This window comes from Veillonella parvula, assembly GCF_040097785.1.
GTDB classification, from domain to species: Bacteria; Bacillota; Negativicutes; order Veillonellales; family Veillonellaceae; genus Veillonella; species Veillonella parvula_D.
In genome coordinates this window covers 96,253-110,873 of the sequence record NZ_JBBNNS010000003.1, presented here as the reverse complement: position 1 = coordinate 110,873, position 14,621 = coordinate 96,253, and the positions used below count along the sequence as shown (strand labels likewise).

Annotated in this window: 13 protein-coding genes and 1 tRNA gene; 1 reads left to right on the top strand and 13 read right to left on the bottom strand. The window is 37.7% G+C overall.

The genetic code is table 11. The annotated features are described in order from the left end of the window. Positions 1–175 precede the first annotated feature (175 nt). From AAA071_RS06750 to AAA071_RS06700, 11 genes are all read right to left on the bottom strand, one after another. The gene (locus AAA071_RS06750; RefSeq protein WP_118091105.1) at positions 176–1,435 is read right to left on the bottom strand and encodes an Nramp family divalent metal transporter; all 1,260 of its coding nucleotides are present in this window, start codon (positions 1,433–1,435) and stop codon (positions 176–178) included. Between the two features lie 19 nt (positions 1,436–1,454). Then, on the bottom strand, positions 1,455–2,204 hold the full coding sequence (locus AAA071_RS06745) for a hypothetical protein (protein WP_278472873.1): 750 nt from the start codon (positions 2,202–2,204) through the stop codon (positions 1,455–1,457). 210 nt (positions 2,205–2,414) lie between these two features. Then, positions 2,415–2,505: transfer RNA gene (locus AAA071_RS06740), tRNA-Ser, on the bottom strand. 50 nt (positions 2,506–2,555) lie between these two features. Beyond that, the gene (locus tag AAA071_RS06735; protein ID WP_227037557.1) at positions 2,556–2,990 is read right to left on the bottom strand and encodes a Dps family protein; all 435 of its coding nucleotides are present in this window, start codon (positions 2,988–2,990) and stop codon (positions 2,556–2,558) included. 379 nt (positions 2,991–3,369) lie between these two features. Continuing rightward, positions 3,370–3,981 (bottom strand): serine O-acetyltransferase EpsC, encoded by a 612-nt coding sequence (gene epsC, locus AAA071_RS06730; RefSeq protein WP_278472876.1) that lies wholly within the window; start codon positions 3,979–3,981, stop codon positions 3,370–3,372. Positions 3,982–4,142: 161 nt separating this feature from the next. Further along, positions 4,143–5,057: a cysteine synthase A gene (gene cysK, locus AAA071_RS06725; RefSeq protein ID WP_287513078.1), complete on the bottom strand. Its 915-nt coding sequence runs from the start codon at positions 5,055–5,057 to the stop codon at positions 4,143–4,145. A 214-nt stretch (positions 5,058–5,271) separates the two neighbouring features. Beyond that, the gene (locus AAA071_RS06720; protein ID WP_295816845.1) at positions 5,272–5,898 is read right to left on the bottom strand and encodes a hypothetical protein; all 627 of its coding nucleotides are present in this window, start codon (positions 5,896–5,898) and stop codon (positions 5,272–5,274) included. 235 nt (positions 5,899–6,133) lie between these two features. Continuing rightward, positions 6,134–6,631 carry a preQ(1) synthase gene (gene queF, locus AAA071_RS06715; RefSeq protein ID WP_004697960.1) on the bottom strand — a complete coding sequence of 166 codons (498 nt, stop codon included), beginning with the start codon at positions 6,629–6,631 and terminating at the stop codon, positions 6,134–6,136. 631 nt (positions 6,632–7,262) lie between these two features. Next, complete coding sequence (locus AAA071_RS06710; RefSeq protein WP_128113953.1) at positions 7,263–7,769, bottom strand: hypothetical protein; 507 nt, start codon at positions 7,767–7,769, stop codon at positions 7,263–7,265. Positions 7,770–7,795: 26 nt separating this feature from the next. After that, positions 7,796–10,852 carry a hemagglutinin repeat-containing protein gene (locus tag AAA071_RS06705; protein WP_302132097.1) on the bottom strand — a complete coding sequence of 1,019 codons (3,057 nt, stop codon included), beginning with the start codon at positions 10,850–10,852 and terminating at the stop codon, positions 7,796–7,798. Continuing rightward, positions 10,833–11,639: a hypothetical protein gene (locus AAA071_RS06700; protein ID WP_270279296.1), complete on the bottom strand. Its 807-nt coding sequence runs from the start codon at positions 11,637–11,639 to the stop codon at positions 10,833–10,835. Before AAA071_RS06700 ends, AAA071_RS06705 begins: the two co-directional genes overlap by 20 nt. A 150-nt stretch (positions 11,640–11,789) precedes the next feature. Between AAA071_RS06700 and AAA071_RS06695 the strand changes: the two genes are divergently transcribed. Continuing rightward, positions 11,790–12,521: a stalk domain-containing protein gene (locus tag AAA071_RS06695; protein ID WP_302132096.1), complete on the top strand. Its 732-nt coding sequence runs from the start codon at positions 11,790–11,792 to the stop codon at positions 12,519–12,521. 172 nt (positions 12,522–12,693) lie between these two features. Here AAA071_RS06695 and AAA071_RS06690 read toward each other — a convergent pair whose 3' ends face one another. Continuing rightward, positions 12,694–14,319 (bottom strand): AsmA family protein, encoded by a 1,626-nt coding sequence (locus tag AAA071_RS06690; protein ID WP_302132095.1) that lies wholly within the window; start codon positions 14,317–14,319, stop codon positions 12,694–12,696. 32 nt (positions 14,320–14,351) lie between these two features. Further along, entirely contained in the window at positions 14,352–14,504 is a 153-nt protein-coding gene (locus AAA071_RS06685) for a P-II family nitrogen regulator (protein WP_295816632.1), read from the bottom strand. Positions 14,505–14,621: the final 117 nt, after the last annotated feature.

Genomic DNA, 14,621 nt, shown 5'->3' with positions numbered 1-14,621 from the left:
TCACATAATAGATACGTTAGTAACATGACAAAAGGACCGCCATAGCGGTCCTTTGCATTTTAATTTTGTATTCTAATGTTGTACTCTAATATTATACTCTAATATTGTACTCTAATGCTGTATTCTAATTATGATTTTATAATAAACCTTTTGGTAACTAACAAAGAATATTCTATTAGCCTACAATCAATAAGTAGATATTCATGATCGTAACGATGATACCTATGCTCCATAAGAGAATATTTGTAAATTTACGGTTTGCGTATTCTCCCATGACCTTGCGGCTACTCGTCATGTAAAGTTGCAAGAAGATGGTGATTGGTAATTGCAAGCTCAAGAACATTTGAGAGAACAATAATGCTTGGAAGGAATCTGTAATAAACACGATCAACAATAATGCTGGAACATATGTTAGTGCCAAGCCTAATCGCGTATGGAAGTCTTTCATATCGTAAGACTCGCCAAACATTCCTGCAAAGATACTTGCCCCCGCCATACCTGCCGTAGCGGATGAGGCAAAACCTGCAAATAACAATGCTATTGCAAAAATAATACCCGCTGCGGGTCCAATGAGTGGTCGCAACAACTCTTCAGCCTGTTCAAGCTCTGTTACTTCAATTCCATGAGCAAAGAAGACAGCCGCCGCCAATATAATCATGGCGGAGTTAATCATCCACCCAATCCCCATAGATAACAAAGTATCGAGGAATTCATAGCGCAACTGCCGTTTCATAATCGCTGGGTCTTGTGTATTAAACTGGCGACTTTGGATGATTTCAGAGTGTAAAAACAAGTTGTGAGGCATAATTACGGCCCCTAATATACTCAAAATAACGAGCATCGATGTATTAGGAATATTAGGATCCACCCAACCGATACCAGCCGCTGCCCAATCCACATTGACCATATTTACCTCAACGAGGTACGCCAACGCGATGAGGGACACAAAGCCAGCAATGATTCGCTCTAATTTACGATAGGAGTTCGTAATGAGCATGACCGTACAGATAAGAGCCGTCAGACTACTGCCTATCAAGATAGGAATACCAAAGAGCATCTTCAAGGCGATAGCGGCACCAATAAACTCAGCCAAGGCCGTCGCTGCCGCCGCAATTCCTGCTGTACTAAGCACAAAGCGAGATGCATAACGCGGTAAGAATTCATAGGCACATTCCGACAAGCATTGACCGCGTACAATGCCTAAATGTGCCACATTATGCTGTAATAAAATGAGCATAATCGTAGATAGTGTGACTACCCACAATAATTCGTAACCATAACTGGCTCCAGCTGCCAAGTTAGCGGCCCAGTTGCCTGGATCGATAAATCCAACGGTTACGATTATACCAGGTCCTATATATTTAAAGACATCACTTACCTGTTGCTTACCGTTTTGATGGACAGTAAACAATTGTTTCTTTAAAAAATCAATCATTATAACCCCTTACTAAGAGTTATAGAGTAAACGTCATCTCCGTCTGCATACGAGCATCTGTTTTGGACTTTTTATCCTTGGAATCCGCATAACGAATACGCACTTCATTATTTACCTTAACGCGAGAATCATCAATTTTGAATTTCTTCATTTTTTCTTTGATTTGTTCATCTGTTAAAGCCCGTTCTTCCGGTTTTGCTACTTCATCGCCAGCCTTATCAAGAGCCTCTTGTTGATCCTTGGATACTTGATACGTCTTACCAGATTTTTTAGCCTTTTCAGCACGCTTTTCATCTAGTTTTTGACGGCGCTCATCAGTAGCTTTTTTATCGCGAGCAATACGGTAATCCATTACATCACGCATATTTTCTTGGTAAATACGCAATGCATATTCTCGATCATTATCGTTCATTTGCTCACGTTTTGTGACTACCTCATCGATAAGTGGCATAAGCTCATCCTTTGTGTAGCTAGCACCATCAAAAGTAAATCCGTGGGTATCTGTAATAGCACCATGTTTAATGAGCCTTTGTAACGCTGTATACGTCCAATCATTAGGCGTAATAACATCTGAGTTTACATGCTGTTGCCCTTTACTAGAACTACTAACAGTCTCTACATCAGCACTTACGCCATCCACCATAGGACGTGCACTTGGAATGGCAATACTTTCAGCATGACTAAAGCCAACAGATGCAACGAGGCATAATGTGCCAATGCCTAACGCTCGACGGATACGATTCATTTGACGTGTATGTTTTGTATTCATAAGAGTCTCCTTAAAATTACATTTTATACAATCTATTATATGAAACCCCTAGACATACGTCAACTCTATACCCTTACACACCTGTGTCATTCAATACTAATAAGGCCTTGAACTCACTCGAATCCTCACGAATTAGGCCTATATAAATAATATAATAAATTAATATATTATACAAAAAGACCTCACATCGAATGATGTAAGGTCTTTACATGGCGGAGGATTAGGGATTCGAACCCTAGCGACGGTAACCCGCCCTAACGATTTAGCAAACCGTCCTCTTCAGCCTCTTGAGTAATCCTCCATGCTTTACTGAGTAATCATATCATACCTAATAAAGCATTGTCAATTGTCTTATTTCAACATGGATTCGATGAACCAGATTTGTTTTACATAGTATGCAACGTGATCTTCCATCATGCTCACGAGCAAGAAATCATCTTCTTCATCAGCTGCTGCACGAATCGCTACAGCTTGATCTTTCATGTATTTGAAATCTTTAAGAAGAATATCGATTACCTTTGCTTGAGGGATATCTTCTTGACCAAGTTCTTCGATTTTAGTCAATTTTGCGTATTCTGCAGAATTTACCAATGGGAATTGACCTTGCATTTTTACATGTTCTGCTACTGCATCAAAATATTCAAATGCTTCATCATAGATGGATTCCAAGTATTCATGGATGGATTTGAATTGCGGACCAGTTACATTGAAGTGTAAATTATGTAATTTTACATTCCACACGGAAAGATCTGCTAAATATTGATTTACTTGTTGTACGTTTTTCATAATAATACTCCTTTTACCATTTAATTCTCAATTACAGTTCATTCTAAAAGCAGAACAAACTCAGTTGGCTTATATGCCATCAATTCGTTTATTTAATTTATAATCAATATTGATTATGTTTATATTTTACCAATAATGATTTTCCATGTCAATATATGAATAGATATTTTTGTATAAAAGTTTAATAAAAACATCATAACCATACTAATTCAAACATATACCCAATGGATACCAAATCTAAATCCAATAAATCACAGAATCATGTTTCTTCGAATCATAAAAAACCCCTAACTACTAGTTAATCCAATAGTTAGAGGTTTGTATGATTCTTTGTATGATTCTATATTAAATATGATTTTATATTAAATACGTTTCTATATTAAATATAGTATTCTATGTAATTATCAGGGATTTTCTTCTCCTCTGCTTGTGCAGCAGTTGCATTGCGACTAGGTTTACGAACATACATATTTTCTGGATCTGTTTCAAAAATTACCATATCCTTAGGAATATCATGTTTGATAACGAGATTACAGCCAATCTTCGTACGCGCCCCAATCGTAATGTCCCCTAAAATTTTTGTACCCGTACCGATGAGTACATCATCTTCAATAGTCGGATGACGCTTTACCTTTTTAGAAGACATCCCACCTAGTGTTACTTGATGGAACAAGGTTACATTATCGCCTACAATAGCCGTTTCACCAATAACAACGCCCATACCGTGGTCGATAAATAAACCACGACCGATTGTTGCACCCGGATGGATTTCGATACCCGTCACATGACGAGAATGTAGTGCTACACGGCGAGCCAAGGTCGGCCACCCCGCCTTATAAAGGCGATGAGCAAAGAAATGCCAGAACAGCGCCGTAATATGCGGATATGTCCATATAACCATCCACACACTTGTGGCAGCTGGGTCAGAATCCATTACACGCTTAATATTATATTGAATTTTGCCCCATAAATCGCGCAAACCTTGCATCATAGTGACTCCATCTCAAATAACTCTACTTATATTCTACAGAAATATAGATATATCTAGTATACAACATATTTGGTCTATATTCCTATATATAAGGCTTTATATCTATATAGAACCTATTCTTTTATCATTCAAAATCTCGTATTTTATCTATCTAAAATCTATTATTTAACGTATTCATTATTGCCGAAGTCCAAAAGGGATAAATATTTCTCTACTCCATCAGGTGCAATAACAACGATATTCGCCTTAGGTAATTCACGAGCAATGCGTTTTGCCGCTACAATGGCCGCCCCTGCGGAAAGACCAATAGAGATACCACTTTCACGCATAAAGGTTTGCACCTCACTAAAGGCTTCTTCATCACTGACAGTTTGTACGCCGTCCATCAAGCTTTGGTCAAAGTTTTCAGGAATGAAACCAGCCCCAATGCCTTGAATTTTATGAGGACCGCCCTTGCTTTCGGTAATAGCAGGAGATCCCGCTGGCTCTACAGCAATGGCTTTTAGATTAGGATTATGTTCTTTCAATCGTCTTGTAACACCTGTGAAAGTACCACCCGTGCCGATACCCGCTACAAATACATCGACGTTCGGCACTTGTTCTACGATTTCAGCACCCGTTGTACGGTAATGCATATCTGGGTTTTCAGGATTTACGAATTGGCCCAAGGTGAAAGCATTTGGATACTTCACTAAAATTTCATTTGCCCGCTCAAGAGCCCCCTTCATACCTGTTTCTTTTGGAGTTAAGATGAGTTGTGCCCCATACGCCTTAATAAGCTCACGGCGTTCTTTACTCATACTTTCAGGCATGATGATCACTGTTTTAATATGTAGAATAGCGCCCACCATGGCAAGAGCAATACCCGTATTGCCACTCGTCGCTTCTACGATAATACTATCTTCGTGAATGCGACCCTGCTCTTTTGCAGCCTGCAACATGCCAAGTACGGCACGGTCTTTCACAGAGCCACCTACATTATATTTTTCAAGTTTTACATAAATATTAGTATGCTGTAATTGATATACCGGCGTTTTACCGATAAGTTCAGTTGTTTGGTTTGTTACTATACTCATCTAATTCTCCCTCTAGCGATAGATGATAAAAATCGCCCTTAGGAACATCCCAAGGACGATATTATATTGCACCTTGTTATTCACCATACACGGGGTATAACCGTTTATGTATTCTAATTAATACAACCATACTCTATCATCTGTATTAATCCATTGTCAAGAGAATGAGAATAGCTTTTAAAACCCTAAAAATACAGGAAATAACTAGGTTCATCTATTTACTTGTAAGAATGTCCACCACGATATCCCAAGTGATAGGCACCAATATGATGGCTAGAGCCAAAGCAATAAAGAGAACGGCTCCCACCAATACACTTAGACGAGGAACTAAGGATATGACAACGCTCTTAGCCAAACCAGATAGTTTACTAAAATCATGATGCAACGCTACATGCCCCCACAGGAAGCCTGCTACTACATAGGAAATTATATAAGGATCTAGCAGTAGATGCGTAGACAACTCATTATTTTCATGCATAATGCGGTTGATAACGGGTGAGACTAGTACATTCACTAGCATAGCTAAAACCTTGAACCACACAACGCAGACAATATATGTCCACATGCTCCTCTTGGTCATCCAGAGCATGTATAGGAGTCCTATTATACTTGCTCCCAGCGAGCCTTTCTCACTTTCCATGTATCGCTCCATCCAAGATGGCTGATCCTTGCCCGACTCTACTTGGCTGTAGTAAAAGGATAGATTTCTTTCACCATGCGCTACATCGACAAGCCCCAAAACTTGGAATAACACAAGCAAAAACATGATAGCTACAATGACTTGGAAACTTTCACTAAAGAAAATATCCATAAAATCAACATCAAGATGACCTATGTTCATAAGGTTGCCGTATATATCGTAAAAGGCTAAATATACAGCATTTGTTAGGAACAGGTCCATAACAAATAGGAGCAACACAAAAATAATATAGCCATTCCATCGAGTCCATTTGCTTTGTGATTCTATATAGGTATTTGACCCTACCATAATCGACGCAGGGTGTATAGACAAGGTCACACCGATCATAAAAAACATTATAAACGATGTGACCATTGTTAAATATTCGTATGCCATATTAACGGTATGCTACGCGCTCTGGCTGCATGTCGTGGAAGTGAAGGCGCTCTTTTGCAGTCTTTTCCCACTCGGTACCAGGCTTGCCATAGTTTGCGTATGGATCGATAGATAAACCACCACGAGGCGTAAACTTGCCCCAAACCTCGATATATTTAGGATCCATCAACTTCACAAGATCTTTCATGATGATGTTGATGCAGTCCTCGTGAAAGTCCCCGTGATTGCGGAAACTAAACAGATATAACTTCAAAGACTTGGACTCTACCATTTTCTTATCTGGCACATAAGAAATATAGATTGTGGCAAAGTCTGGTTGCCCTGTCATAGGACACAAGCTAGTGAACTCAGGACAGTTAAACTTAACGAAATAATCATTGTCAGGGTGTTTATTATCAAACGCCTCTAACACCTGTGGCGCATAATCAGTAGGATAATCGGTCTTGTGACCTAACATCGTTACGCCTTGTAACTCTTTTTCAGATCTGCCGGATGCCATAAGGAACCTCTTTCTATTAAATATAAATTCTGCGTAATCATTCAATACAAATAAATTATATCATACGTAGTGCTAAAAAAGTCCTCCCTCAGGTCTAGTTAAACTGTTAGTAGCAACTAATGCATCTAATAACATGCTCTCAAACATCAAATCCATAAAAACTAAAAGGACACTATGGCTCCAACCCATTCAGTAATACCGCTCACTGAAGATTAGACTATAGCGTCCTTTTTTAGATTCATATACCTTATATTAGCATTATACGTTAATCAATAGATCCTGCTATATGTACGGTCAGAATATCTAATAATAGGTCAAAACATATAAAAAAATATATAAAGCGACTAAAAACAACCAAACATATACGCCTACTTTAATATTAGACTGATACATCTCTACTTTATCACTTTCAAACTCATCATTTTTAAGCATAAAGTACATTTCAACCAAAGAAATTCCCATACAAACTATAATCAATAAAAAAATACAAACCCAGATTTTAACTCAGAGACTAAATCAGGAAGTAAAGCTATCCCCCCCAATATTATAATCAAATCTTGAGATGTCACTTATCTACCTCTTTCCAAATCGTAGCCTAAATTATCATCAACCGACTATATATAGGAAACCATTACATTAAGCTTTTATCAATTCCTGTTATATTTCTTAGTACTTGAAGCCATTTGGGCTCTCGATTTACATCTACATAAGTAGGAAGACGCTTATCAACTCTATCAAGTAACTTTTGATAGAGTTTTTTCTCTTTATCACTTAACAATTGATTGTCCTCAAGCACTACAACCTGTCGCTCCTTTGCTTTGTCTTTATAAGAAGCAATTTCTTTTAAAAGAGATGCTCTATCATCGATCTCAACAAGATATCGAATACGTCCTTCATTACCATTCACAAAAATGCCACCAAAGGATGTTAAACACGCAATTTCATAGTCATTATAAACTTCAACAGTCAGTATTTCGCCTGGAACACGTAAATCATAATCCATATCATCAAGATAACCAGCATCCCTACCGAGAGCAGAATCATAATTAGAAGAAGCTAAAAAAGTTGTTGTAGACGCAGCATAGGTCATTATATATATAGCTACAATACTAATAAATATAATTACAAAATAACCCACCCTCTTCAGTAAAGATTTTAGTATTATCATTTAGTATATACCTTTCCAGTAGCCTTATTGAAGTAAAAATTAGAAGTTACCTCAAAAGAAAACGGAGTAATTAAACCTTGTTGTTGTAAATCATAAAAGAAATTATTGGCCCATCTAATCCACTTATTACTTATATCACTAGCATCTTCTTTATATTCATAATTAGACCTATCGAAACCTAAAAGTCTGACATCATAATAATCACCATGCCTTATAACCTTTAATCTAATAGCCATTCTTCCTACCGACGCACCTAAATCGGACCATCCGCCACCCTTCTCAGTCTTAGCAAAATTAATATCAATACGTTTTAAAACACTATTTGTATCCTTATCAAAATCCTCATCACGCAAAGAAACTAAAATATCATTAATGCCTTTAGACTGAGCAATTGTTTTTGCTAAAATACTTTTCGAGTTATACTTTTCCATACTGCCATTCCCAGTTCTCATTTTTTCAAAAAAAACTGTTAACACAGGGAATTCAGATTTAAGTACATTACGTTCAAAAGCCATACCAGCTTCCTTTGCTGTGTAGTGAATTATATTCTGACGTTTATTAACATCTCTTTCTTTATTAACATCAATAGCCTTTTCCTTCTCTAATCTTATTGCTTCATCCAAGGCTCTTCTATCTTCATCAACATAAATATCTTTAGCCGTTACAACATCAGTAAACTCATATCCTTGTTTGACTAACTCTTTTTGTAGTCTAATTTTCTCATTCTTCAATAAACTATAATGATGTTCAAAGTCAGAGATACTTTGATAGGATAAATTGCCATATGAAATAAGAAAATCCTCCCAATGAGATAAATCCCAATATGATTCTGACATTATCTTCCAGGATTTAGCTTTATCACTATCTTTTTCAGCTATATTCCTTAAAACCCCCAAAAGGAATATTACTTCACTCTCACTTAAACTTTCTCCGTTCTTTTTCTTTAAATATTTTTTTGCCAAATATATTGTATCTGGATTTGTTGTTAAATATTGATTCCATTTAGTCCCATATTGTGCTTCAGCTGCACCTGTTACAGAGGAATAGCCTAAGCTACCATTTACAGCAGCACCGAGTAAAGCACTTAATGTTTGAGCTACATCAGGTTTTTCTTTAGCAATTTTTTGAATTTCTCCAATTAATGCCTCATTGGTGGCACCCACATAAAAACCACTACCCGGTTTATTTCCTGCCATACGAGCAGATATTTCCGCCACTACACCATGGGCTATTGCTTTTGCCGCTTTACCTTCTTTTGAGGTCGGATTCCAATTATGTAATTGACCAAAGGCTTCTTTTGCAAATACCTTAGATAATTCTTGACGTTCTTCAATTTTCTTTTTATCAAAGATTTCATCAAGCTTATTTAAACTAGTATTTGTATCTCGAGACAGTGTTTGCATATTAAAGTTAGCGTCTCGTACTTCTATTGTACCATTTGAAATAGCAGATTTTGTAGTGGAAGAACTAGATTTACTAGAATCTGGTAACAGATTAGGTAATGTGCCCAATGTGTTCCACACAGCATCTTTTCCTGCTTTACTAAGATTCTTAAAATTACCTACGTGATTATAACTCATACCTAAATTACGAGACGTATATTCTGCCGTATTTTCAACATCTTTAACATCCAATGATTTAGTGGATAATTTATTTTTATTAGAGTCTGCTGCACTATCTATAACAGCCCCTGTTAATGATGTTTTTTCAGCCGTGTTAATTACAAATCCACCGTTACCTGCATATATACCCGCTTGATCAGTAACACTTGCATAATCACTTTCCATTTTACCATTGCTTGAGCTCATAGATACATTACTTAGAGAACCCGCATTTGTAGATACACTAAACCCTTTATTAGAGCTTTCACCTACATATGTCTTTATATCTTGTAAACTTTCAATAGAAAGGTTCCCACCTACGTCTGCTGTTACAGATTTACCAATTACCTTGGAACCACTGATATGGGTGTCCTTTCCAGATATAATAGCAACAGCATCCGAGCCTACAACAGTAGTGCCAGTATGTGTTGTTACCTTTGTATTACTCTTTTGTTTTGCCGCATTAGCACTTGCATCAAAACCTAGTATGCCGCCGCCAGTAACACTGATATTAGCCCCAACAGACCAACCTTTACTCTTAGCGTTTTCAAGCTTTTCACTTGTATTTGTTGCCGCTTGCAAAGATACATCATTAGAAGCCAGTAATTTAACTGTTTTACCGGAAATTGTTTCACCAACAGCTTTAATATTTCCCTTGATAGAATCTGCACTATTAGCCTCAATAGTAATCTCTCCATTACTTTCAATAGAGCCCCCATCAAATGTATCTGCTTCATAAGAGGACTCACTTCGACTACTACTAGAGCCAATACTTACACGAATATTTACAAGATTATCTGCTTTAGCACGTTTCTTAGCTTTATATCCAGCTTTATCATTTTCTAAATTAGCTAATTCTGCATTCCCTTTACTTATATTGGCTTCGCCTACTTTAGTTTTATAATCAGCAACATTTGCTGTTGCTGTATTCGCATATCGATTCATAAGAGAAGCATTTTTCAGCTCTTGTGCAGATGTTAGTTGGGCTTGTCCTAGCTCTTTTAATTCAGTTCCCTTCTTTAACACAGAACCAACAGTATAGCTTGTGTAATCATGAATGTTCGCAGCTGCTGTTTTAAGCTCTTTACCGGCTTCCATATATTCTAGTGCAGCTAAACGTTTATCTTCACGGCCTTTAGCTTTTTGTTGTAGCCCATAAGCTGTATTAATAGCATTCGCAACAGAGCCTCCAAGACTAACCGTAAGGCCAGAAGACTTATATTCATGACTTTCTTTAGAAAGGTAATGATCTTCCTTGCCATCTAATACTATATCTTGTCCACTAAGTCTAATTCCTTTATCCGCTATAATATCTGTAGTAGTCAAGTGAACTGTATCACCAGCTTGTACAGTAACCTCACCATCGGTAGAGCCTAAAGTAGTGGCTTTATGAGTTGTTTCATCAATATAGTAGTTATCTTTAGATTGCTTTTTACCAATCATGATACCCATGCCAGCACCCATAATACCAGATTTTTTTTACATCTTTAGACGCTGTACTTAGTGTATGTTCTGCTGCGGCATCGGTTATTACATTATGACCTGCTAATACAGTTGTTCCTGCGGTACTCACTATATTAGAAGATGTAAGTGTCACATCATTATTAGCACCCACCACTACAGTATGACCACTAAGTGTACTCATTAATGCATTTGTAGATTCATCATTCGTTTTGATCTTAGTTTCTTTTTTATTAAGAAGACCTTTTTCTTTATACTTTAAAGCAAATGCATCCTTAGATTCACTATAGCCATTTTCAATGGATACATCATGTTCACCAATTACTTTTACCGCCCCAGTATCACTGCTAACGGTCAAATTACGTGCCTTAATATCATGTTTAGCACCAATAGATATATCTCCACCAGCTTCTATTGTCGTTCCCAACTCAGTTTGACGATAGGTTCGTAAATAATTATCCCCATCTTGAGTCATATCTTTTTTTGCTGTAAGAGTATCTGTAGTACTATTAATATTACGTCCAGCTGTAATAGTAATAGCACCTTCTTTACCCAATGCTTCGATAGTTGCACCACCTAGGTTTACATCATTGCCAGCAGAGACAATCATAACGCCTGTATCACCAGTTACAGCAATACCTGCTGTTTTATGTAAAACATCTTGGTTTGTTAAATGTTCAATAGAATTGTTAACAGTGACATTCTCTTTTGCTTGTAATTCTACAGCATCACGCCCTACAACTTGACCTTGTTGGTAAATAGTTGTGTCCGATTGCAACCCAACTTTATCTGCATTAATGTGACCACTATTTAACCCTCCTCCTTTATTAGTTTTATAAAATTAAAATTCATAATATAATATTCATATATCCATGTTACAGTATCCATTATGATTTATCGTGACATTTTACACACAATGGAGGTTACCATGAAATTAAAACAACTTATTTTATCCGGTATAGCCTTAGGGGCGCTAGCTTTCACAAGCGGAGTGGTACAGCCTGCACAGGCAGCAGTCGGTATGGATACACCTGCACCGATGCAGAGTTTAAAAAGACCTGCATCTGTGACAACACAGCATTACATCAATGTAGATGGCCTATTATTGGAGCCAATCGATAAAAAGCCAAATGTCATCTATGTTGACGGTCAGCCACTCGTAGCTTTACGTCAAGTATCAGAAGCATTAGGTTACAAAGTGTCTTGGGATGCACCTACTAAAACAGCATTGATCGACATGAACATTGCTACATTAGCGGTACAACCGGACTCTAAACAAGTCGTGCGCAAGGGTAAATTACAAATCATCAACCTCGATACATCCGAATCTTTACTACCTGCAGCACGTATGGTAGATGGAATTCTGTATGTAAGTCCGAACGCATTCAAACTCTTGTTAAATGATGTAACCATCAATAAAGACGAAATTTATATCGTTCCACAACAAAGTCAATTGGCTGCTGACGCTAACACGCAAAAAGGCAAACGAAACGGTATCGAAACATTCTTACCGGATCAAGGAGATAAAGTAATTCCATACGAAGAAGAGGAAACCAAAGAAAAGAAACCTCTTATTACGGTAAAACGAACTAATACAAAAACAGATACCAAAGACACAGAGAATACCGAATACGTACGCTCTAACGGATTAAACAGATAATAAAATCTTGCGTATAGCTAAATTCAGTTTAATACCTTATAACTTAAAGATGGCAACTCATCACGCTGATGAATTGCCATCTTTTTATTATTTTTAATACTTTATTATTTTTGATACGTTATTATTTCTTGTTGCTTTTTACTTCTCAATGTATTTTATTACTAAATGTCTTTTATTGCTTGATGCCTTTTGACAGATTATCTAAGCTATCTTTTGCCGAGTCTATACTCCGCTTCAGGTCTTTTATCGATTCTTTCATGTCCGGCGATGTGAACTCAGACATATCGATGCCCTTTGCTGATTCAGAAGCACTTTTACTATTCTCTTTAGCTTGTTTCATACCATCTTTAATTCGAGCCATATGCGCATCAATTTCGTCAAATGACTCATCATATAGAATAAAATTACTGCCCCCATGGGACGTAATATTAAGCGGCCCCATCGTGAGCTGTCCATCATCGATACGCAGAGCATCCGTAGTGATAGTAGTGATTTTCGTATTTACTTTCACATCACTAAAGGATAAATGACGCCCTTTATTGTGAAAGTTGCCCGTAATGCTTTGAATCGGAATCAGCATATAGTGCCCTTCACCAGACCAGAAGTTTCCCCATACCTCCATGTCTCGAGGTTGGCCTTCACTTTTAAAGTTCAAATTTGCCGATACAGGCACGAGAAATTCTGGTGCTTTAAGGGCCACACTACTATCTAGATCCTTCGCTACGCCAGTAATTGTATAGGCGCGAGTGTCCAAATTATATACACCTTTAGCCTCCAATTTACCACTGTATACATTAGCACTAACGTTTTCAAAATTCAGAATACCATCTTGGTACGTCACATCTCCCACCACATTATCAAAGGTGAGCGCAGGAATTCGCAAAATAGGCATCGTTACCCGACCTTTAGCAAAAGGACGATTAAAATCACCTGTTACCTTTGTAAGCAAGGTCATGGCATCATGAATATTCTCGCCAAACCCAAGAGATGACGGATCCACCCCTTTTACATCAAACTGTAAATCCAGTTGAGGCATGCGATGCTTTAAAACATCTTTTAAGTCTATGCGACCTTTCAAAACGAAACCATCTCCTATGGCGGTGCCTCCAAATTTGCCCGTCTCCATATCGATGCGAATGGCCCTCTTACTATCAAGATCAATTCTAGCGTTTACATCCTTTATCACATAATGACGATTTCTGTTAAAGACCTCTAACTGACTGTTTCTAAGCCTAATCTTCAAATCTAAATATTGGCCCGCCCAATTGAAATTACGTACTTTCTTACCTAGTTCCTCTTGCCGTTCTTGTGTAGTCTTTCTAGGTGCTTTGGGACGGGGCTCTATCTCGTTAATTGGTTTATGTACATCTGGAGATATGGGCGCGAAATCTAACCGATTATTATCGTCTAAATCAATGACTATAACCGCATCATCTAATTCAATGCCCTCGATAGCAGAGGACTTAAAATTACGTGTCACCACATCCCACATATTAACGCGGACCTTCCCGCTCGGTGCATTGAGCAACTCATGCCCTTCTGGGTCCTTCCAAACAAGGCCTGTAAAAGTCAAAGTTCCCCACGGTGTAGCAGATAAACTTTCAACAGTAACCGTGCCACGCATCATAGTTTGTCGAGCCATAACCTCATTAAAAATAACGCCCATTCCACGACTAGCAATGGTTGCTAGTACAAAGACTATAATCGCTCCAATGGCAAGAAAGGCAGCAATGCCTTTTAGGCCTTTCTTATACAATTGTTTATATTTTGTCCAATAAGAACGTGTATAATGTTTCATAGCCCTATTATAACATGTTCAAAATGCAAGTTTTATGCTTCGTCGTCTGTTACGGATTTGGTGCCTCTTGTACCTGTTCGTATACGCATAGCGTATTCTACATCGTACACAAAGATTTTACCATCCCCTACTTCGCTTGTTTGCAGTGTATTTTGTGCTATGTCCATCACAAGATATACAGACACATAACAATACCCATGTGATGTTGCCTGTATCAATCATATTGACCATAAGAAACTCTTTTCCATACAAAAAGCGCCTTGCTCACAGAAAACTCTGCATGCAAGGCGCCATTACCTAAC

Coding starts and splice junctions, on each gene's coding strand:
- AAA071_RS06690 (WP_302132095.1), bottom strand. CDS start 14,319: ATGAAACATTATACACGTTCTTATTGGACAAAATATAAACAATTGTAT.
- AAA071_RS06720 (WP_295816845.1), bottom strand. CDS start 5,898: ATGAACATAGGTCATCTTGATGTTGATTTTATGGATATTTTCTTTAGT.
- queF (WP_004697960.1), bottom strand. CDS start 6,631: ATGGCATCCGGCAGATCTGAAAAAGAGTTACAAGGCGTAACGATGTTA.
- AAA071_RS06745 (WP_278472873.1), bottom strand. CDS start 2,204: ATGAATACAAAACATACACGTCAAATGAATCGTATCCGTCGAGCGTTA.
- AAA071_RS06750 (WP_118091105.1), bottom strand. CDS start 1,435: ATGATTGATTTTTTAAAGAAACAATTGTTTACTGTCCATCAAAACGGT.
- AAA071_RS06695 (WP_302132096.1), top strand. CDS start 11,790: ATGAAATTAAAACAACTTATTTTATCCGGTATAGCCTTAGGGGCGCTA.
- AAA071_RS06705 (WP_302132097.1), bottom strand. CDS start 10,852: ATGGGTATCATGATTGGTAAAAAGCAATCTAAAGATAACTACTATATT.
- AAA071_RS06735 (WP_227037557.1), bottom strand. CDS start 2,990: ATGAAAAACGTACAACAAGTAAATCAATATTTAGCAGATCTTTCCGTG.
- epsC (WP_278472876.1), bottom strand. CDS start 3,981: ATGATGCAAGGTTTGCGCGATTTATGGGGCAAAATTCAATATAATATT.
- cysK (WP_287513078.1), bottom strand. CDS start 5,057: ATGAGTATAGTAACAAACCAAACAACTGAACTTATCGGTAAAACGCCG.